Source organism: Abiotrophia defectiva ATCC 49176 (genome assembly GCF_037041345.1).
Classification (GTDB): domain Bacteria; phylum Bacillota; class Bacilli; order Lactobacillales; family Aerococcaceae; genus Abiotrophia.
Genome location: NZ_CP146287.1, coordinates 1,930,910 through 1,950,391, shown reverse-complemented (window position 1 = coordinate 1,950,391; position 19,482 = coordinate 1,930,910). Strand labels below are relative to the sequence as shown.

Below are 19,482 nucleotides of genomic sequence, written 5' to 3'. Positions count from 1 at the left end.
TATATAATAGAAGGAAACGTGTGAGTTTCGCCAGATATAGGCGATTCTCACGCGTTTTTCTTATGTTGGGGAAGGGACAGATGTTATCGATTTGTAATGACATTTCGATTTTATGAGATAGAGAGGAAATGAAACTTTTCTTTTGTGATTGAGTGTGATAAAATAGTCTTGGTATAGTAATATACACAATATCAAGCGTTAAGAAAGTCAGGGCATATGTAGCGGTAGGCCCGGCTTTTATAGCGTGAGAGAGGGGAAGCAAAGTGAAAAAGCAGAAGCTAGCGAACTTGCTAATCGCACTCTTATTAGTGCTGCAAGTTTTTATTAGCCCGCTATCTACCTTTGCGCAAGAAGCGAATGCTGGTGTAGCAACACCTGCTACTGAGCAAACGCAAGAAGCCAAAGAGACAGGGGGACAAGAAGCTGATGGTGGGCAAGCGGCCCAGCCGGCAGCAGAGGAGGATCGGGCGGCTAAGCCCAATGCGGATGGTCAAGACTCAGCGAATACTGATAAAGCTGAGGCAACTCAGCACTATCCACAAGCGCCGATTCAAGAAGCGCAATATACCATGACAACGGACTTCAAGATTAATAACAACCCAGTCCAAAACCCTGGTAAATATGGGGAAGGGAAATTCTACATTATCCCAACCTATAAATTTGCGGATAACGCTACACTCCAAAATGGCGACACCTTGACCTATACAGTGCCAAGTGTCTTCCGAGTGGAACAAAGTGGTCCGGTTGAAATTAAAGCGGGGGACAATGTCACAACTGTTGCATCTTTAACAACTAACCCAGCGAATAATACAGCCACCATCACAATCACCAACGCAGAGTACTATGCTCATCTGAATGAGAACAAATCATTGACAGCACTCTTCACGGCGGTATGGGCTGATAGCACACCTAAGAACATCGAGCAGACTTTCGATTTGCCAGGTGCTGGGGAATACAAGTTAATGCGTATCGTACCTGACGTAGACCCAACGGGTTATACTAAATGGGGGAACCAAGACCGGGACAACCCTGAGTTGGTTAACTGGCGTATTCGTATTAACCGTTATGCTAAACCAGGTATAGTCAACGCTATGGTGAGAGATACGATTCCAGAGGGGCAAGAAGTTGTACCTGATTCATTTAGTGGTTACTACTTTACTGACTGGGAAGCGGCTCAAAACGGTGGGACAGCCGGTGGCCGTGTGGCTTATACGGGCGGCGAAGTTAACATTGAAGATGACAACCACTTCACCATTACGCCAAGCAATGGTGGGAGCCTAGATGGGCGTGGTTTGTTAATCATCTTCCAGACCCGTATCACTGCGCCTGTTGACTTAGTAACTAAAAAGGTCTTCAACAATTATACATTTACTTCCGCTACACATACTGAAGACGTTAATGGTTTTGCTGCCTTGACTACCACTGATGGGGTCGGGACAGGGGCTCGTCCTGATGAGATTATCTTTGAAGTGAACAAGACATTGAATGGACGTTCATTGAATCAAGGTGAGTTCAGCTTTGAATTAGTTGACAGTAGCAATCAGGTAGTAGCAACTGCTACTAACGATGAGAACGGTGTTGTTAAGTTTAAGAAGATGAAGTTCCGTACAGCGGGGAACTTTACTTATAAGATTCGCGAAGTTAACAACAACTTGCCAGGTGTTACCTATGACAAGAACATCATTACAGCGACTGTTACGGTAACCGATAATGGCGGGGCTAAGACTGCAGCCGTTACCTATACTAAGCCTGGCTTTACCAACACTTATAAGGCAGCTTCAGTCACTAAGGTCTTGAAGGCAACTAAAGCCTTGGTAGGTGCTAACCTAGTAGACGACCAATTCACTTTCGAGTTGGTAAACAAGGAAACAGGTCAAGTTGCCCAAACTGCTAAGAGCAAGGCAGACGGGACCGTAACCTTCCCAGCTGAAACCTATACAGCTGTAGGTAACTACACTTACATTATTCGTGAAAAGAATGACGGCTCTAAGGGTTATACCTACGATACCAAGGCACCAGAAGTAACCGTAGCGGTTACCGACAATGGCCAAGGTCAATTGGTAGCGACTGAAACTTATGCTACGCCAGCTGAGTTTACTAACAACTACCAAGCTTTATCAACAACTGCAGCCTTCAGCTTCACTAAGAAGTTGACTGGTCGTTCGCAAAAGGCTGGCGAGTTCAGTTTCGACTTGACTGCGCCAGAAGCAAAAGACAACCAAACTAAAGCAACTGCGGATGAGAACGGGACCGTTAATTTCGACCCAATTACTTATACGCAAGCAGGTGTCTATGAATACACTGTTAAAGAACAAAATGGTAAGCTTGGTGGGATTACTTACGATGAGAAGGCCTACAAGGTTAAAGTTACTGTCACAGACAACGCAGGTCAATTAGAAGCTGCGGTAGAATACCCAGATGGTCAAGAGATTACTAACGTTTACCAAGCAGGATCAGTAAGCAAAGTCTTGAAAGCTAACAAGGCGCTGACAGGTGCTAACTTAGCAGATGACCAATTCACCTTCGAATTGGTTAACAAAGCTACTGACCAAGTAGTTCAAACTGCTAAGAATAAGGCAGACGGGACTGTAACCTTCCCAGCTGAAACTTATACAGAAGTAGGGAACCACACTTACATTATTCGTGAGAAGAATGATGGTTCTAAGGGTTATACCTATGACGATAAGACGGTTGAAGTAACGGTAGCAGTTACCGACAACGGTCAAGGTCAATTAGTGGCAACTGAGACTTACGCTAAACCAGCTGAGTTCTCTAACAACTACCAAGCTTTATCAACGACTGCAAGCTTCAGCTTCACTAAGAAGTTGACTGGTCGTGCACAAGTAGCGGGTGAGTTTAGCTTTGACTTAACTGCTCCAGAAGCAAAAGACAACCAAACCAAAGCAACTGCGGATGAGAACGGGACCGTTAATTTCGACCCAATCACTTATACGCAAACAGGTGTCTATGAATACACTGTTAAAGAACAAAATGGTAAGCTTGGTGGGGTCACTTACGACGATAAGACTTACCGTATTAAAGTTACTGTCACAGATAACGCAGGTCAACTAGAAGCTGCGGTAGAATACCCAGATGGTCAAGAGATTACTAACACTTACCAAGCGGGATCAGTAAGCAAAGTCTTAAAGGCAACTAAAGCCTTGACTGGTAAAAACTTAGCAGATGACCAATTCACTTTCGAATTGGTAAACAAGGAAACAGGTCAAGTTGCCCAAACTGCTAAGAGCAAGGCAGACGGGACTGTAACCTTCCCAGCTGAAACCTATACAGCTGTAGGTAACTACACTTACATTATTCGTGAGAAGAATGACGGCGCTAAGGGTTATACCTATGATACTAAGGCTCCAGAAGTAACCGTAGCAGTTACTGACAACGGCCAAGGTCAATTGGTAGCGACTGAAACTTATGCTACTCCAGCTGAGTTTACTAACAACTACCAAGCTTTATCAACGACTGCAGCCTTCAGCTTCACTAAGAAGTTGACCGGTCGTGCGCAAAAAGCAGGTGAGTTCAGCTTTGACTTAACTGCTCCAGAAGCAAAAGACAATCAAACCAAAGCAACTGCGGATGAGAACGGGACCGTTAATTTCGATCCGATTACTTATACGCAAACAGGTGTCTATGAATACACTGTTAAAGAACAAAATGGTAAGCTTGGTGGGATTACTTACGATGAGAAGGCCTACAAGATCAAAGTTACTGTCACAGATAACGCAGGTCAATTAGAAGCTGCGGTAGAATACCCAGATGGTCAAGAGATCACTAACACTTACCAAGCGAAATCAGTAAGCAAAGTTTTGAAAGCTAACAAGGCGCTGACAGGTGCTAACTTAGCAGATGACCAATTCACTTTCGAATTGGTTAACAAAGCTACTGACAAAGTGGTTCAAACTGCTAAGAATAAGGCAGACGGGACTGTAACCTTCCCAGCTGAAACTTATACAGAAGTAGGGAACCACACTTACATTATTCGTGAGAAGAATGATGGTTCTAAGGGTTATACCTATGACGGTAAGAATGTTGAAGTTACCGTAGCGGTAACTGACAACGGCCAAGGGGAATTGGTAGCGACTGAAACTTACGCTACGCCAGCTGAGTTTACTAACAACTACCAAGCTTTATCAACGACTGCAGCCATTAGTGTGACAAAAGCCTTAACTGGCCGTCCACTAAAGGCAGGCGAGTTCAGCTTCGACTTAATCGAAGAAGGTGCAACAAGTGCAGCGCAAACTAAAGTGAACGCTGAGAACGGTAGTGTAGCCTTCGACGCGATTACTTACACCAAACCAGGTACTTATAAGTACACGGTTAAGGAGCAAGCGGGGACTGTTGCTGGGGTGACTTACAGCACTCAAGTATTGAACGTAACCGTAAAAGTAACTGACAATGCCGGCCAATTAGAAGCTACGGTAGAATACCCAGACGGGCAAACCATTACCAACGCTTATAAAGCAGCCGCTGCTGATGTCACCATCAAAGCTAAGAAAGTCTTGAAAGGTAAAGCCTTAGTCGCTAATGCCTTCACCTTCGAATTAGTAGATGCTTCAACCAACAAAGTTGTTGACACTGCTAAGAACGATGCAAATGGGGATGTTACCTTCAAGGCACAAAGTCTCTCAAGCGCTGGTGCCTACACTTACTCTGTTCGTGAAAAACTAGACGCTAATGATAAAGGGATGACCTATGACTCAAGCAATATCTTGGTACACGTTCGTGTAACAGATAACCTTGCGGGTCAATTAGAAGCAACTGTAACGCCAGATAAGGAATTGACATTCACCAACAGCTACAAGCCATTGGATCAAAATGTTACCCTTATGGCAACTAAACGCATGGAAGGTCGCGCGATTCAAGCTAACGAATTTAACTTCGTCTTGAAAGACGCTGACGGCAAAGAACTACAACGTGTCGCTAACGATGCGACAGGTAAGGTAAGCTTTGAACCAATTACTTATTCAGCAGTTGGGACTTACACTTACACTATCGCAGAAGTTTCAGGCGATGCTAAAGGTGTTACTTATGACGCTAAAGAAGTGAAAGTAACTGTTGAGGTCAAAGACGACAATGGCCAATTAGTAGCAACACCAAGCTATGAACAAGAGCCAGTCTTTACTAACCGTTACGCAGCAGCTTCAACCAAGCAAGCATTAAGCGTTAAGAAAGTTTTAGAAGGTCGTGCTTTAGAAGCAGGCGAGTTCGAGTTCGAATTATTAGACGAACAAGGCACTAAGTTGGCAAGTGCTAAGAACGACGCAGAGGGCAATGTAACCTTCGAAGAACAAACTTACAGCAAAGTAGGGACTAGCAAGTATCGTATTCAAGAAGTGAATAACGGCTTGAAGAACGTTACTTACGATACCAAAGTAGTAGAAGTAACTGTTGAAGTAGTTGATAACCAAGCACAATTAACCCCTTCAGTTACTTACACTAACGATGCTACCTTCACTAACACCTATAAGGCAGTGGATCCAGGGCAACCAAGCTTTAGCGTAGACGCTATGAAAGAATTGGAAGGCCGTGAAATGAAGGCAGATGAATTCCAATTCAATCTCCTCGATTCAAATGGCAACCTGGTTGCTACCGCTAAAAACGATGCATCAGGTAAGATTCGTTTGGAACATACCATCACAAACCCAAGTGAAGGTACCTTTACTTACAAAGTCGTAGAAAAAGACTTGGGCGACAAAGAAATCACTTATGACAAAACTGTTCATGAGGTTTCTGTAACTGTAAGTAAGGACAGCGAAGGCAAGTTCCAAGCAAAAGTGGATAGTGCCAAATCTATTGTCTTTAAGAACACTTACAAACCAGTGAAAGAAGAGAAGAAATTACCTAAGACCGGTGAAGCTGAAGTTATTTGGTTGACTGCTTTGGCTAGCATGATGGTAATGGGCGCGATTGCGGTTCTTCTTCTTGACAAAAAAGCAAGATCTTAGGCTACTTTATTAGTAGTTGGCAAAGCCTAAAGTATGCAGAAAAGCCCCAGAGTTTATAAACTCTGGGGCTTTTCTCTATCAAAAAAAGAGGCTGAATGGTAGAATTCAGCCTCTTTGTCCTAGGGAGCATTAAGTAGCGGCTAGCTCCCTAGCCAGATCCTATAAAAAATAGGATGGACGACTATTACTATATTATCCAGAAAATAGTAGGCCGTCAGAGTTATTTTCTAAATATAGAGGGGAAGTCTAATTTGAAAATAAATCAGTAAGCTCTAGGAAAATTACTAATTATCCTAGCGGAGGTCCGACCTCCAGACTATAGTATACAATAATCATCTGAAATTGTCACTACAAAAAAACGATATTATGGGCTTTTTTGGGCAAATGACTGGTCAAATCCAATCAATAGTATCAATAATTAGCAAAAATTATCTTCAATTAAGTTTGGGAATTAGGTGTTAAACTTGATTCCACTAAAAGAACTGTACAAATAGCAAGTGGTGTGATATACTATATATGGTATTAAATTGCCGATATCCAGAAAATTAGGGTGCTATTTAGTAGCGCAAAAGATAGTGGCACCCGAAACTAAGGAGGGGAAATTTTTATGGATAAGCGTAAGTTTTTTAACTTGCTTATTTCACTCTTAATGGTTCTGAGCATTTTTGTCGGACCGATCAATGCATTAGCTCAAGAAGCGCCTGCAGGCGCAGAGCCAGCAACAGCGGCACCCGCGGTTGCATCAGAATCAAGTGCTAGTGACAACGCAGGTGGGGTAGCAGCACCAGCAAGTCCTAGTGAGAACCAGCCGGCAGCTAATCCAGAAGCAGCCGCAACATCAGCCAGTCAAGCGGCGCAGTTGGTATCAACTGAGTTCTTGATTAATAACAACCCGGTTGTTGACGGGGCTAAATATGGTGAGGGTAAATTCTATATTAAGCCAACTTACCAAATTCCGGATTCAGCAACAGTAAAAAATGGGGATACTTTTGTCTACCAAGTGCCAGCACAATTGGCGGTAGAGAAAACTGAACCAAAAGAAATTAAAGCAGCTAGCGGTACGACAGTTGCTACGTTGACTACTGATCCAGCTACTAACACCGCAACTATTACAATCACTAACGAAGCCTACTATCGCTTCATGAACGAAAGTCGTACTGTCAGTGCTTTGTTCACAGCAGTATGGGCTGACTCTGTTGCAGTTGATGAGACAGTAACTATGACGTTACCTGGCGCAGGCTCTTATACACTTACCCGTATTGTACCGATGGAAGATTCCACTGGGTACTTCAAGTGGGGCGTTCAAGATAAAGACGACCCAAGCATGATCAGATGGCAAGTGTTGGTTAACCGTTTGGCCGCTAAGGACGTAACGGGCGTAAGTATTGCTGACACTATTCCAGAAGGTCAAGAATTAGTTGGCGAAGTAACAGGTTACTACTTTACTGAATGGGGTAAGGAAGAAGGCCATCCAGCACTTGATAGTGCAGGTGTCAAAGTAACAGACAAAAACCACTTCACGGTTACGCCAGAAAATGGTGATTTGAGTGGTCGTGGCTTGTACTTGCGTTATTCTACAAAATTAACAAGTCCTGTTGACAACGCAACTAAAAAAGTATTCAACTCTATCGTTGTAAAAACTGCTAAAGAAGTTCATAATGTTGAGGGTTTTGCTCCACTAACCACTACTGAGGGTGGCGCATCAGCCAGCCGTTCAGACGAAGTGATTTTCAAAGTGACCAAGAAATTAGATGGCCGCGCTTTGAAAGCTGGCGAATTCCAATTCCAATTAATCAACACTGCTGATAACTCTGTTGTCCAAACTGTAAGTAACGATGCTCAAGGCAATGTAACTTTTGCTAAAGTGAAATTCTCTCAAGCTGGCGACTTTGTTTACAAAATTAAAGAAGTAAACAATGCTGTCCCAGGTGTTACTTACGATGAAGCAGAGCTAACTGCCAACGTTAAAGTAGTAGACGAGAACGGTGAGAAGAAAGCAACTGTTACCTATGATCAAGCTCAGTTTGCTAACAGCTATAAAGCTGCTAAAACTAGCCAAGAAATCGTAGTGAAGAAGCAATTGGAAGGCCGTGCACTTAAGGCAGATGAGTTCGAGTTCCAATTGCAAGATGCACAAGGTAAAGTATTACAAACCGTGAAGAATGCCCAAGATGGAACTGTTAAGTTCGCTTCAGTTGAATTCGAACAAGCCGGCACTTACAACTATAAAGTTGTAGAAAAAGCAGGTAGCGATGAAACCGTAACCTACGATACCAAAGCGGTTGATGTAGTGGTAACTGTTGTGGACAATGGCGCAGGCCAATTAGAAGCAAGCGCTAGTTACACTAACCAAGCGACCTTTGTTAACAAAGCAGCGACTAACTTACCAAACTCTTCTGACCCTGCACCTGCTGCAGTTGACTTCACAGTAGCAGCTAAGAAAGTATTAGTTGGTCGTCAACTAAAAGATAAAGAGTTCAAATTTGAATTAGTAGACAGCATGGGCAAAGTCTTAGCAACTGCAAGCAATGACGCTTCAGGTGCGATTAGCTTAACTTCTTCTTATGCACAAGAAGGGACCTATAAGTTAACCGTACGCGAAGTTGCTGGGCAAGATTCAGCTATCAGCTACGACAAGACTAAGTTCAACGTAACGGTTGCTGTAATGAAGGATGCTAATGGCAAGCTTAAAGCAGAAGTTGCGACAGAGAAGGAACTTGTATTCTACAATGCCTTCAATGCTAAGAATCCATCTTTACCAAGCACTGGTGAAATGAACTTCATCTGGTTGGCTCTTGTCTTAGCCTTAATTTCTGTAGTACTACTCTTGGCTAACAAGCCACATCATGTAGACTAATTTAGTTTTACACCTCAAAAATAGACTGGTGTTAGCCTCTGGCTGGCACCAGTTTTTTTCTATCTTGTGCACCTTGCTTAACAAGTTTGCCATTCCTACTGTCAGGGGCCTACAATTATGTTATAATAGAAGTAATTTGAAGAAATAGAAAGGGGCACTCATTCGTGACCACGCAAAAACCTACCTATTATATTACAACGCCGATCTACTACCCAAGTGGTAAGTTGCATATCGGTAACTCCTACTCTACCCTAGCCTGTGACGCTATGACGCGTTATAAGCGTCTACAAGGCTTTGATGCTTTCTTCCTAACCGGGACTGATGAGCACGGTCAGAAGATTGAACGGACAGCTGAGGGCCTAGGAGTAAGTCCTAAGCAATATGTCGACGAGATGGCCGACATCATTAAGAAGCTCTGGGATTTATTAGATATCGACTATTCACACTTTATCCGGACTACGGATGACTACCATGAGAAGGCTGTGCAAGATGCCTTTGAGCAACTCCTAGCCCAAGATGACATCTATCTAGGCGAGTATAGCGGATGGTATTCCGTCAGTGACGAAGAATTCTTCACCGAGAGCCAATTAGTTGAAGTTTACCGCGATGCGGATGGTAATGTGACAGGTGGGGTTGCCCCAACTGGCAACGAAGTAACCTTGGTTAAGGAAGAGTCCTACTTCTTCCGTATGAGCAAGTATGCAGACCGTCTGGTGCAATACTATGAAGATCACGCCGACTTCTTAGAGCCAGCCTTCCGTAAGACCGAAATGATCAATAACTTCATCAAGCCTGGCTTGGAAGATTTGGCGGTGTCTCGGACCACCTTCACCTGGGGTGTGCCGGTTAAGTCCAATCCTAAGCATGTCATCTATGTCTGGATTGATGCACTCTTAAACTATATTACTGCGCTAGGTTACGGTTCTGATGATACTAGCCGCTACAACAAGTACTGGCCAGCAGATGCCCATGTCATCGGTAAGGATATTTCCCGTTTCCACATGATTTACTGGCCAACTATTCTCATGGCCTTGGGCTTGCCATTGCCCAAGAAGATTTTCGCCCATGGCTGGTACCTCATGAAGGAAGGTAAGATGTCCAAGTCTAAGGGGAATGTCATCTACCCAGAAACCTTGGTAGAACGCTATGGCTTGGATGCCACTCGTTTCTATCTCTTGCATGAAATGGGTGTCGGCAACGATGCGGTCTTCACACCAGAAGGCTTTGTCCAATTAGTCAACTCCGAATTAGCCAATGACTTGGGTAACTTGCTCAACCGGACCGTTGCCATGATGAACAAGTATTTCCAAGGCCAAGTGCCAACCGAAGACTTAGAGGCGACTGCAGTGGATGCTGACTATGATGCTTATGTTAAGGAGCAAATGGCGGCCTACTATCAAGCTATGGATGCCATGAGCTTGAGTGCAGCCTTGAGCCATGTTATGGCCATTGTCTCCCGTACCAACAAGTACATTGATGAAACCATGCCTTGGGTCTTAGTTAAAGAAGAAGCGACCCTAGGTCAACTGCGTTCTGTCATGAACCATTTAGCAGAGGCTTTACGCCTGGTGGCCCATCTGTCACGTCCATTCATGACCCAAGCGCCAGCTAAGATTTTCGAACAACTAGGGCTGAATGATCAAATGGGCCTAGACTTTACTCAATTAGTCTATGGGGCCTTCCCAGCAGGAGCAAGTGTAGTGGCTAAGGGGACCCCAATCTTCCCTCGTTTGGATGCAGAGCTAGAAGTGACCTATATTCAGGAAGCTATGGCAGCTGGTAAACCAGGTACTAGCCAAGCTAAGGTTGACGACCCTAACTGGGATCCAGAAGCCACTGAATTAGTGCACCGTGAAGTAGCTGAAGCCGAATTCGATGACTTCTTGAAGATTGAAATGAAGGTGGCAGAGGTCCTGGATGTTCAACCAGTCAAGGGCTCTAATAAGCTATTACGCTTCCGCCTGGATGCAGGTGATAAGGGCCACCGCCAAATTCTGTCCGGGATTGCTAAATTCTATCCAAATCCGGAAGAATTAATCGGCCGTAAGGTCTGCATCGTCTCTAACCTCAAGCCGCGCAAGATGATGGGCTATGTCAGCCAGGGCATGATTCTGTCCTCTGAACAGGACGGACAACTCCATCTCTTAGCAGCAGATCCAAATGCAGCCAATGGCGCTTGGATTGGCTAGACGAGGTGACCAAGATGCCTTTATTTGATACGCACACGCACTTGAACGCCCAGCAATTTGCGGGCCAGGAGGCAGATTATATTGCCCGAGCCCTAGCGGCGGACGTGGGCTATCTAGCAGTGGTGGGATTTGATGATCCCACCATTGAGCGTAGTTTGGCCTTAAGTGCGGCCTACGATAACATTATTTCGGTAGTGGGTTGGCATCCGACTGAGGCCCACACCTACAATGACCAGGTGGAGCGTCGCCTGGAAGAGTGGCTAGAATTGCCTAAGGTTAAGATGCTAGGCGAGATTGGCTTGGACTACTATTGGGATACTGCCCCTTGGGATGTGCAAGCCCAGGTCTTCCGGCGTCAGATTGCCATTGCCAAGTCACACGGTCTGCCCATTACCATCCATAATCGTGATGCAACTGAAGACACCTATCGGATTCTCAAGCAAGAAGGCCTGCCGGCTGCGGGTGGCATTATGCATAGCTTTGGCGGGACAGCTGAAGAAGCCATGCGTTTTGTAGACCTTGGCATGCATATTAGCTTCAGCGGGGTCTTGACCTTTAAAAAATCCGAGGCAGTTCGTCAAGCAGCGGCCCTAGTGCCGGCAGAGCGTCTCTTGGTTGAGACCGATGCCCCTTATTTGGCGCCAGTGCCTAAGCGTGGCAAGCAAAATGAGCCAGCCTATGTCCGCTATGTGGCGGAATGTCTGGCCCAGGTGCGAGACGTGAGCCTGGAAGAGCTAGCCAAATTGACGACGGGCAATGCCTGCCGTCTCTTCCAGTGGTGGCCTGAGGGGTGGGACCAATGAGTCAAGCCATTCCCCAAGAGGTAATTGTGGTCGAAGGGCGCGATGATACCAAACGCTTGATTGAGACCTTTGGCCCGACGGTCAAGACCATTGAGACAGGGGGTTCCGCCCTAGAGGCTCCGGTCTTGGCTCAGATTGTGGAAGCTGCTAAGACCCATGGCATTATCGTTTTGACAGATCCCGACTACCAAGGTGAGCGCCTTAGACGACTGGTGACCCAGGCAGTGCCGAGCGCTAAGCAAGCCCATATTAGCCGGACGGCTGCCTTTGGCGGTCAAGGCAAGAGCCTGGGGGTGGAACATGCTAGTCCCCAAGAGATTCGCCAAGCCCTAAGTCAAGTCATGACCCCGGCTGAGGGGGACTTAGTGGCTTTAATTCCCATGGGCTGCCTGGCCCAGTGGGGTCTGACCGCAGGTCCGGGCTCCAAGGCGCGTCGTCAGGCCGTCAGTCAGCACTTTAATTTAGGTTATACCAACGCCAAGCAATTGCAGCGCCAACTGCAACGCTATGGCATCGACCAGGCTAGCTTGGGTGAATTCGTCCAAGTCCTAGATCAAGCCCAAGGAGGGACCCGAGAATGAGAGAATTCCGGCCAATTGCGACGCCGACCCGTACGGTTGAGATTATGCGTCGCTTCGATATTCAAATGAAAAAGAGTCTGGGTCAGAACTTTCTAATCGAGCCCCGGATGTTAGAGAAGATGATTGAAGCTGGCCAAGTCGATGCAGATACCACAGTCATCGAGATTGGCCCTGGCATCGGTGCCTTGACCCAATACCTAGCTCACCATGCTAAGCAAGTCTTGGCCTTCGAAATTGACCAGCGTTTTGTGGGCATCCTGCAGGAAACCCTAGCAGACTGTGATAATGTCCAAGTGGTCCATCAAGATATCCTGTCTGTGGATTTCTCTAGCCCAGAATATGCCTGGCTACACGACCAGTCCCGACTAGTCGTGGTGGCAAATCTTCCTTATTATATAACCACGCCTATCATCATGCGCCTGATTGAGAGCAGTCTGCCCTTCCAGTCGCTAGTCATGATGATGCAAAAGGAAGTAGCAGAGCGGATGACGGCAGCTGTGGGCACCAAGGCCTATGGTTCCCTGTCAGTGGCCATTCAATTGGATATGGAGAGCGAGATTGCCTTCATTGTGCCTAAGAATGTCTTTATCCCTAAGCCAAATGTGGATTCTGCCGTGCTCAAGTTGACTCGCCGGCCAGCGCCCTTGGTCCAAGTCAACGATAAGGAAGCCTTTCAAGCCTTTGTCCAAGCGGGCTTCAAGCAACGCCGCAAGACCTTATGGAACAACCTCAAGTCGGCCTATGTGCCGGGCCTGCTCAGCGAAGAGGGCTTGCGTCAGGTCTTCGACCAGGCGGGCATTGAGCCTAACCGCCGAGCTGAGAGCCTCAGCCTTACGGATTTCGCTGACTTAGAGGCTGCCTTTGAGGCGCATAAGGCTAAAAATTAGCAAAAGGCGAACGTTGTCAGCTTTTTCAGGATAAGTTGCCGACCTTTCCTAGGTTAGTCTACCTAACTGTGTTATAATAGTAGGAAAGAGGTGAGGCTTATGCCAAAAGAAATTGCCGAGATTAAATCCCTCATGGATCAAAATATTGGCGAAAAAGTAATTATCACCGTCCAACTCGGTCGTAACAAGAAGCGTACGCGCCGAGGCGTCCTGAAAGAAACCTATCGTTCTGTCTTTGTTGTTGATTTAGAGCAAGAGGCCAACACCCTAGCGTGTGTCTCCTATAGCTACTGCGATGTTCTGACCAAGGCCATCGACGTAGATTTTGCGGAATAGCCATTATTATTTTTAGCCAAGTGCTCCTGAGAGGTCCTTGGCTATTTTTGTGTCCAAAAGGCCAAAAAACCGGCCGAAACATCACCTAAAAGGTGAAATGGCATCGGCCAGGCAACAGAGAAATCGTCATCATCCGACATGAAAACGAAAACATACAAAAAGGCCAAAAAAACTTAAGAAAAGCCTTGATTTACAAGTATTCCTACGCTATAATAATGATTGTGCCTTAATGGGTACCAGTGTGCCCATCGCAGGACATGCCCCCTCTTAGAGGTGGGAAAGACAGCTATGAAGCGAGAGGTTGCGACACACCCGGACGCTTTGCCACGGGCGGGTGAGGTTGGAAATTCTTGTGGAGCAAGTCATTTTATCAAAATTGACGAAGGAGGAAATCTAAATGGCAAACAAAAAAATTCGGATTCGCTTGAAGGCTTACGAGCATCGTGCATTGGATTTAGCAGCAAGCAAAATCGTAGAATCAGCACAAAGAACAGGAGCGAAGACAGCGGGGCCAATCCCACTGCCAACTGAGCGTTCTTTATATACCGTGATTCGTGCGACTCACAAATACAAAGACTCTCGCGAACAATTCGAAATGCGTACACACAAACGTTTAATCGATATCTTAGAACCAACTAACAAAACAGTTGATGCTTTGATGAAATTAGACTTACCTAGTGGTGTAGACGTAGAAATCAAATTATAATTTTAGAAAAATGGAGGTGTACTCATGACCAAAGGAATCTTAGGTAAAAAAGTTGGGATGACTCAATTCTTCACTGAGAACGGTGAATTGGTACCTGTAACTGTTATCGAAGCTACTCCAAACGTGGTATTACAAGTTAAAACCATGGAAAACGATGGCTACGAAGCGGTTCAATTAGGTTTCCAAGACTTGCGTGAAGTATTGTCAAACAAACCTGCTAAAGGTCATGTAGCAAAAGCAAATGCTACTCCTAAGCGCTTCATTCGCGAGTTCCGCGAAGTTGAGCTTGGAGAATATCAAGTAGGACAAGAAATCACAGTGGAAACTTTCGCAGCTGGCGACATCGTCGATGTGACGGGTACATCCAAGGGTAAAGGATTCCAAGGTGCGATCAAGCGTCATGGCCAATCACGTGGTCCAATGGCTCACGGTTCTCGTTACCACCGTCGTCCAGGTTCGATGGGTGGGGCTTCGTTCCCATCACGCGTCTTCAAGGGTAAAGGCCTTCCAGGTCAAACCGGTGGCGAACGCGTAACCATCCAAAACTTGGAAGTTGTAGCGGTTGACGTAGAAAACAACGTAATCTTGATCAAGGGTAATGTCCCAGGTGCCAAGAAATCACTCGTTGAAATCAAACAAGCAATTAAAACAGTTAAATAATTCGAGGAAGGAGGAACGAGTAAATGACAAAAGTAAGTTTATTTAAACAAGACGGTTCACAAATCGGCGAAATCGAATTGAATGCAGCTGTATTTGGGGTTGAACCTAACGAAGACGTAATCTTCGACGCAGTAATCATGCAACGTGCATCTTTACGTCAAGGGACTCATGCGGTGAAGAACCGTTCCGCAGTACGCGGTGGTGGCCGTAAGCCATGGAGACAAAAAGGGACTGGCCGTGCACGTCAAGGTTCTATCCGTTCACCACAATGGGTTGGTGGTGGTACCGTATTTGGTCCAACACCTCGTTCATACAGTTATAAATTACCAAAGAAAGTACGCCGCTTAGCGTTACAATCTGTATTATCTCAGAAAGTATTAGAAGGCAAGTTAGTAGTTGTTGATGAACTCAGCTTTGCAGCTCCATCAACTAAGGAATTCAAGTCAGTATTGAACAACCTTAAAGTAGATGCGAAAACTCTCTTAGTATTAGAAGGGACTAACGCCAACGCTTACTTCTCAGCACGTAACTTAGCTAACGTGAAAGTGATCGACGAAGGCAACGTGAACGTATTAGACGTTGTAAACTACGACACACTTGTCATCACTAAAGCAGCACTTTCAACCGTAGAGGAGGCTTTAGCATAATGCAATTATCAGAAGTAGTATTACGCCCAGTCATCACTGAACAATCAGTTGCTGGTTTAGACGAGAAAAAATACACGTTCGAAGTAGACCGTCGTGCTAACAAAACTCACATCAAACAAGCGGTTGAAGCAATGTTTGAAGGGGTTAAAGTTAAGAAAGTTAACACGATCAACGTTGACGGTAAAGCAAAACGCATGGGCCGTTACGCTGGTTTCACTCGTAAGTACAAGAAAGCAGTCGTAACCTTGACTGCTGAATCAAAAGACATCGAATTATTCGCTAACGAAGCTGAATAATCACCTAGAAAATGAGTAAGTAGGAGGGAATAAGAGTGGCGATTAAAAAGTACAAACCAACCTCTAACGGTCGTCGTAACATGACTGGTTATGATTTCAGCGAAATCACTGCATCAAAACCAGAGAAGACATTGTTATCTTCACAAAAACAAAAAGCCGGCCGTAACAACCAAGGTAAAATCACTGTTCGTCATCAAGGTGGCGGTAACAAACGCGCTTACCGTATCATCGATTTCAAACGTAACAAAGACAACGTAGTAGGGACTATCGCAACCATCGAGTACGATCCAAACCGTACCGCTAACATCGCGTTGGTACACTACGAAGACGGGATCAAGACTTACATCTTGGCACCAAAAGGCTTGAAAGTAGGCCAAAAAATTGAATCTGGTGAACATGCCGACATCCAAATCGGGAACGCATTGCCATTAGCAAACATCCCTGAAGGTACTGTAATCCACAACATCGAATTAAAACCAGGCAAAGGCGGTCAATTAATCCGTTCTGCTGGTACTAGCGCTCAAGTATTGGGTCACGAAGGTAAATACACTTTAGTTCGTTTGAACTCTGGTGAAGTTCGTATGATCTTATCAACTTGCCGTGCAACTATCGGGGTTGTTGGTAACGAACAACACGAATTAGTAAACATCGGTAAAGCCGGTCGTGCACGTTGGATGAGCAAACGTCCTGAAGTTCGTGGTTCCGTAATGAACCCTAACGATCACCCACACGGTGGTGGTGAAGGTCGTGCGCCAATCGGGCGTAAATCTCCGATGTCTCCATGGGGTAAACCAACACTTGGTAAGAAAACCCGCTCTAAGAAAGCTAAATCTAGCAAGTTAATCATCCGCGGCCGTAAAAAATAATAGGCGCCGGTAACAAATAATCGAAGGGAGGCTTCATTGTGAGTCGTAGTTTGAAAAAAGGACCTTTCTGTGATGCGCACTTAATGAAAAAAGTGGAAGAGCAAGCAGAAAGCACAAAGAAACAAGTTATTAAAACCTGGTCACGTCGTTCAACCATCTTCCCTAACTTCATTGGTTTAACCATTGCCGTTTATGATGGCCGCAAGCACGTGCCTGTATATGTTCAAGAAGATATGGTAGGTCACAAATTAGGTGAATTCGTACCAACTCGTACTTATAAAGGTCACGCAGCTGACGACAAGAAATCTAAGAAACGCTAATTTATAGGAGGAAAACAAGATGTCTAACCAAGTTACATCTGCAAAAGCAGTTGCAAGAACAGTTCGCATTGCGCCTCGTAAAGTTCGCTTAGTCTTAGATCTTATCCGAGGTAAAAAAGTTGGCGAAGCAATTGCCATCTTAAAATTCACACCTAAAGCAGGTGCCCCAATCGTTGAGAAAGTGCTGATGTCTGCTATCGCTAACGCGGACCACAACTACGATCTTGACTTGGAAAACTTATACGTGAGTGAAGCATTCGCTAACGAAGGCCCAACCATGAAACGGTTCCGCCCACGTGCGAAAGGTTCAGCTTCACCAATCAACAAACGTACAAGCCACATCACTGTTGTGGTATCTGAGAAAGAGGAGGCTTAATCAATGGGTCAAAAAGTACATCCAATTGGTATGCGTGTCGGCGTCATCCGCGACTGGGACGCTAAATGGTATGCAGACAAGAACTTTGCTGAATACTTACACGAAGATTTAGCTATCCGCAAATTCTTATACAAGAAATTAAAAGAAGCATCAGTTTCTAACATCCAAATCGAACGTGCTGCTAACCGTGTGATTGTATCTGTTCACACTGCTAAGCCAGGTATGGTCATCGGTAAAGGTGGTTCCGAAATCGATGCAGTCCGTGCGGAATTAAGCAAATTAACCGGCAAGAAAGTCTTTATCAACGTTGTAGAAATCAAAGAACCAAGCTTAGACGCTAAATTGGTTGCTGAAGATATCGCACGTCAATTAGAAAACCGTGTGGCTTTCCGCCGTGCTCAAAAGCAAGCTATCCAACGTACTATGAAAGCTGGCGCTCAAGGGATCAAAACCATGGTATCAGGCCGTTTGAACGGTGCAGATATTGCGCGTAGCGAAGCATACTCTGAAGGTACTGTGCCACTCCATACCTTACGTAGCGACATCGACTACGCATGGGAAGAAGCGGACACTACTTACGGTAAGTTAGGAGTTAAAGTTTGGATCTGCCGTGGCCAAGTATTGCCACAAAAGAAAAACTCTGAGAAAGGAGGGAACTAATCAATGTTAGTACCAAAACGTGTAAAACACCGTCGTGAATTCCGTGGTAAAATGCGCGGAGAAGCTAAAGGTGGTAAACAAGTTGATTTCGGTGAATACGGCTTACGAGCTACTGAATCTCACTGGATCACAAACCGTCAAATCGAAGCAGCCCGTATTGCGATGACTCGTTATATGAAACGTGGTGGGAAAGTATGGATTAAAATCTTCCCTCACAAATCATATACTGCAAAAGCTATCGGGGTTCGTATGGGTTCTGGTAAAGGGGCACCTGAAGGTTGGGTAGCACCAGTTAAGCGTGGCAAGATTATGTTTGAAGTAGCGGGTGTATCTGAAGAAATCGCACGTGAAGCATTACGTTTAGCATCGCATAAACTACCAGTTAAGACCAAGTTCGTAAAACGTGAAGAATATGGTGGTGAATCGAATGAAAACTAATGAATTTAAAGCGTTAATCAAAGGGTTATCCACTGCTGAGTTGCTTGAACGTGAAGCTGAGTTGAAGAAAGAACTCTTCAACCTTCGATTCCAATTAGCAACAGGACAATTAGAAGATACAGCACGTTTACGCACTGTACGTAAATCTATCGCACGTATCAAAACTGCTTTACGCGAGCAAGAATTGTCTAAATAAACCAGCAAAGGAGGCTAACATCAATGACGACAGAACGCAACCAACGTAAAGTTTACCAAGGTCGTGTCGTGAGCGACAAAATGGACAAAACCATCACGGTTTTAGTCGAAACTCGTAAGACTCACCCTAAATACGGTAAACGCGTTAAATATTCTAAGAAATATAAAGCACATGATGAAGAAAACCGTGCAAAAGAAGGCGACATCGTGCGCATTATGGAAACTCGTCCATTATCAGCTACGAAACGCTTCCGTTTATTAGAGATTGTTGAAGAAGCAGTCATTATCTAATTAACCAAGTATATCTCGGAAGGAGGACATCGAAATGATTCAAACAGAAAGTCGATTAAAAGTTGCTGACAACTCTGGCGCACGTGAAGTGTTAACAATCCGTGTATTAGGTGGTTCAAACCGCAAAACTGCTAACATCGGGGATGTTATCGTTGCAACGGTTAAACAAGCAACGCCAGGTGGAGTTGTTAAAAAAGGTGACGTCGTAAAAGCAGTAATCGTACGTTCTAAATCAGGAGCTCGCCGTAAAGATGGTTCTTATATCAAGTTTGACGAAAATGCTTGCGTCATCATCCGTGACGATAAGAGCCCTCGTGGTACGCGTATCTTTGGACCAGTTGCACGTGAATTGCGTGATAACAACTACATGAAGATTGTTTCATTAGCTCCAGAAGTTTTATAAGAAATATTAACGAA

The 19,482-nt window shown here is 45.0% G+C and carries 19 protein-coding genes; all 19 read left to right on the top strand.

Going from position 1 to position 19,482, the window contains the following annotated elements:
- Positions 1 to 263: 263 nt before the first annotated feature.
- The 19 genes from V7R82_RS09165 (at position 264) to rplN (ending at position 19,468) form a co-directional block, all read left to right on the top strand.
- Positions 264 to 5,957, top strand: a complete 5,694-nt coding sequence (locus V7R82_RS09165) for a Spy0128 family protein (RefSeq protein ID WP_338542639.1) — start codon at positions 264 to 266, stop codon at positions 5,955 to 5,957.
- A 607-nt stretch (positions 5,958 to 6,564) separates the two neighbouring features.
- The gene (locus V7R82_RS09160; protein ID WP_314389410.1) at positions 6,565 to 8,814 is read left to right on the top strand and encodes a Spy0128 family protein; all 2,250 of its coding nucleotides are present in this window, start codon (positions 6,565 to 6,567) and stop codon (positions 8,812 to 8,814) included.
- Between the two features lie 164 nt (positions 8,815 to 8,978).
- Positions 8,979 to 11,003, top strand: coding sequence for a methionine--tRNA ligase (metG, locus tag V7R82_RS09155; RefSeq protein ID WP_338542638.1), 2,025 nt, complete (start codon positions 8,979 to 8,981; stop codon positions 11,001 to 11,003).
- Between the two features lie 14 nt (positions 11,004 to 11,017).
- On the top strand, positions 11,018 to 11,806 hold the full coding sequence (locus V7R82_RS09150; RefSeq protein ID WP_291429176.1) for a TatD family hydrolase: 789 nt from the start codon (positions 11,018 to 11,020) through the stop codon (positions 11,804 to 11,806).
- Positions 11,803 to 12,387: a ribonuclease M5 gene (gene rnmV, locus V7R82_RS09145; RefSeq protein WP_338542636.1), complete on the top strand. Its 585-nt coding sequence runs from the start codon at positions 11,803 to 11,805 to the stop codon at positions 12,385 to 12,387. Before V7R82_RS09150 ends, rnmV begins: the two co-directional genes overlap by 4 nt.
- Positions 12,384 to 13,274: a 16S rRNA (adenine(1518)-N(6)/adenine(1519)-N(6))-dimethyltransferase RsmA gene (rsmA, locus tag V7R82_RS09140; RefSeq protein WP_338542635.1), complete on the top strand. Its 891-nt coding sequence runs from the start codon at positions 12,384 to 12,386 to the stop codon at positions 13,272 to 13,274. Before rnmV ends, rsmA begins: the two co-directional genes overlap by 4 nt.
- 99 nt (positions 13,275 to 13,373) lie before the next feature.
- On the top strand, positions 13,374 to 13,610 hold the full coding sequence (locus tag V7R82_RS09135) for a Veg family protein (RefSeq protein WP_070756164.1): 237 nt from the start codon (positions 13,374 to 13,376) through the stop codon (positions 13,608 to 13,610).
- A gap of 397 nt (positions 13,611 to 14,007) precedes the next feature.
- Positions 14,008 to 14,316 carry a 30S ribosomal protein S10 gene (rpsJ, locus tag V7R82_RS09130; RefSeq protein ID WP_023391485.1) on the top strand — a complete coding sequence of 103 codons (309 nt, stop codon included), beginning with the start codon at positions 14,008 to 14,010 and terminating at the stop codon, positions 14,314 to 14,316.
- 24 nt (positions 14,317 to 14,340) lie between these two features.
- Positions 14,341 to 14,976, top strand: a complete 636-nt coding sequence (rplC, locus tag V7R82_RS09125) for a 50S ribosomal protein L3 (protein WP_023391484.1) — start codon at positions 14,341 to 14,343, stop codon at positions 14,974 to 14,976.
- A 23-nt stretch (positions 14,977 to 14,999) separates the two neighbouring features.
- Positions 15,000 to 15,623 (top strand): 50S ribosomal protein L4, encoded by a 624-nt coding sequence (gene rplD / locus V7R82_RS09120; protein ID WP_023391483.1) that lies wholly within the window; start codon positions 15,000 to 15,002, stop codon positions 15,621 to 15,623.
- On the top strand, positions 15,623 to 15,919 hold the full coding sequence (gene rplW / locus V7R82_RS09115) for a 50S ribosomal protein L23 (RefSeq protein WP_023391482.1): 297 nt from the start codon (positions 15,623 to 15,625) through the stop codon (positions 15,917 to 15,919). Before rplD ends, rplW begins: the two co-directional genes overlap by 1 nt.
- Before the next feature lie 35 nt (positions 15,920 to 15,954).
- Positions 15,955 to 16,785 (top strand): 50S ribosomal protein L2, encoded by an 831-nt coding sequence (rplB, locus tag V7R82_RS09110; RefSeq protein WP_035364049.1) that lies wholly within the window; start codon positions 15,955 to 15,957, stop codon positions 16,783 to 16,785.
- A 38-nt stretch (positions 16,786 to 16,823) separates the two neighbouring features.
- Entirely contained in the window at positions 16,824 to 17,105 is a 282-nt protein-coding gene (rpsS, locus tag V7R82_RS09105) for a 30S ribosomal protein S19 (RefSeq protein ID WP_035364047.1), read from the top strand.
- Positions 17,106 to 17,124: 19 nt separating this feature from the next.
- A complete protein-coding gene (gene rplV, locus V7R82_RS09100; RefSeq protein ID WP_023391479.1) occupies positions 17,125 to 17,481 on the top strand; it encodes a 50S ribosomal protein L22 in 357 nt (118 codons plus the stop codon).
- A 3-nt stretch (positions 17,482 to 17,484) separates the two neighbouring features.
- Complete coding sequence (rpsC, locus tag V7R82_RS09095) at positions 17,485 to 18,141, top strand: 30S ribosomal protein S3 (RefSeq protein WP_023391478.1); 657 nt, start codon at positions 17,485 to 17,487, stop codon at positions 18,139 to 18,141.
- A 3-nt stretch (positions 18,142 to 18,144) separates the two neighbouring features.
- The gene (gene rplP, locus V7R82_RS09090) at positions 18,145 to 18,579 is read left to right on the top strand and encodes a 50S ribosomal protein L16 (RefSeq protein WP_023391477.1); all 435 of its coding nucleotides are present in this window, start codon (positions 18,145 to 18,147) and stop codon (positions 18,577 to 18,579) included.
- Positions 18,569 to 18,775 carry a 50S ribosomal protein L29 gene (gene rpmC / locus V7R82_RS09085; RefSeq protein WP_023391476.1) on the top strand — a complete coding sequence of 69 codons (207 nt, stop codon included), beginning with the start codon at positions 18,569 to 18,571 and terminating at the stop codon, positions 18,773 to 18,775. Before rplP ends, rpmC begins: the two co-directional genes overlap by 11 nt.
- 23 nt (positions 18,776 to 18,798) lie before the next feature.
- Positions 18,799 to 19,065, top strand: coding sequence for a 30S ribosomal protein S17 (gene rpsQ / locus V7R82_RS09080; RefSeq protein WP_023391475.1), 267 nt, complete (start codon positions 18,799 to 18,801; stop codon positions 19,063 to 19,065).
- Positions 19,066 to 19,099: 34 nt separating this feature from the next.
- Positions 19,100 to 19,468: a 50S ribosomal protein L14 gene (gene rplN, locus V7R82_RS09075; protein WP_023391474.1), complete on the top strand. Its 369-nt coding sequence runs from the start codon at positions 19,100 to 19,102 to the stop codon at positions 19,466 to 19,468.
- Positions 19,469 to 19,482: the final 14 nt, after the last annotated feature.

What these genes read in the sequence shown, in the direction of transcription:
- V7R82_RS09160 (WP_314389410.1), top strand. Translation starts at nt 6,565, where the DNA reads ATGGATAAGCGTAAGTTTTTTAACTTGCTTATTTCACTCTTAATGGTT.
- V7R82_RS09150 (WP_291429176.1), top strand. Translation starts at nt 11,018, where the DNA reads ATGCCTTTATTTGATACGCACACGCACTTGAACGCCCAGCAATTTGCG.
- rnmV (WP_338542636.1), top strand. Translation starts at nt 11,803, where the DNA reads ATGAGTCAAGCCATTCCCCAAGAGGTAATTGTGGTCGAAGGGCGCGAT.
- rsmA (WP_338542635.1), top strand. Translation starts at nt 12,384, where the DNA reads ATGAGAGAATTCCGGCCAATTGCGACGCCGACCCGTACGGTTGAGATT.
- V7R82_RS09135 (WP_070756164.1), top strand. Translation starts at nt 13,374, where the DNA reads ATGCCAAAAGAAATTGCCGAGATTAAATCCCTCATGGATCAAAATATT.
- rpsJ (WP_023391485.1), top strand. Translation starts at nt 14,008, where the DNA reads ATGGCAAACAAAAAAATTCGGATTCGCTTGAAGGCTTACGAGCATCGT.
- rplC (WP_023391484.1), top strand. Translation starts at nt 14,341, where the DNA reads ATGACCAAAGGAATCTTAGGTAAAAAAGTTGGGATGACTCAATTCTTC.
- rplD (WP_023391483.1), top strand. Translation starts at nt 15,000, where the DNA reads ATGACAAAAGTAAGTTTATTTAAACAAGACGGTTCACAAATCGGCGAA.
- rplW (WP_023391482.1), top strand. Translation starts at nt 15,623, where the DNA reads ATGCAATTATCAGAAGTAGTATTACGCCCAGTCATCACTGAACAATCA.
- rplV (WP_023391479.1), top strand. Translation starts at nt 17,125, where the DNA reads ATGTCTAACCAAGTTACATCTGCAAAAGCAGTTGCAAGAACAGTTCGC.
- rpsC (WP_023391478.1), top strand. Translation starts at nt 17,485, where the DNA reads ATGGGTCAAAAAGTACATCCAATTGGTATGCGTGTCGGCGTCATCCGC.
- rplP (WP_023391477.1), top strand. Translation starts at nt 18,145, where the DNA reads ATGTTAGTACCAAAACGTGTAAAACACCGTCGTGAATTCCGTGGTAAA.
- rpmC (WP_023391476.1), top strand. Translation starts at nt 18,569, where the DNA reads ATGAAAACTAATGAATTTAAAGCGTTAATCAAAGGGTTATCCACTGCT.
- rpsQ (WP_023391475.1), top strand. Translation starts at nt 18,799, where the DNA reads ATGACGACAGAACGCAACCAACGTAAAGTTTACCAAGGTCGTGTCGTG.
- rplN (WP_023391474.1), top strand. Translation starts at nt 19,100, where the DNA reads ATGATTCAAACAGAAAGTCGATTAAAAGTTGCTGACAACTCTGGCGCA.